This is a genomic window from Adlercreutzia equolifaciens (assembly GCF_029076695.1).
Lineage (GTDB): Bacteria > Actinomycetota > Coriobacteriia > Coriobacteriales > Eggerthellaceae > Adlercreutzia > Adlercreutzia equolifaciens_A.
The window spans coordinates 1-304 of the sequence record NZ_JARFIK010000351.1; the positions used below are offsets into that span (position 1 = coordinate 1).

The window sequence follows — 304 nt, forward strand, 5'->3', positions numbered from 1 at the left end:
GATGGTTTTATGTGGTTTGTAAACACTTTTTTCAAAAAAAATTGTACAATCCGAAAGACATTAACACAAATCAAGCCTATCATGCTATAATTCTGAACTATATCAGGAGGTACTATAATAAAATTATGAAACGTAGAGCACTAAAGGCAGCCTTTCCACGAACAATCCCTATTATGACTGGGTTCATTTTTCTTGGAATGGCTTATGGAATATATATGAATGCATCTGGTTTTTCTTTTATCTACCCATTTTTCATGAGTATGTTGATTTTCGGCGGATCACTGGAATTTGTCTGTGTTGAGAT

At 33.6% G+C, this 304-nt stretch carries 1 protein-coding gene; it reads left to right on the forward strand.

Translation table 11 applies throughout. The features are described 5' to 3' along the window. Nucleotides 1-173: 173 nt before the first annotated feature. Nucleotides 174-304, forward strand: a 131-nt coding sequence (locus PZH32_RS12705; protein WP_275208617.1) for an AzlC family ABC transporter permease, incomplete at its 3' end; no start/stop codon positions are given.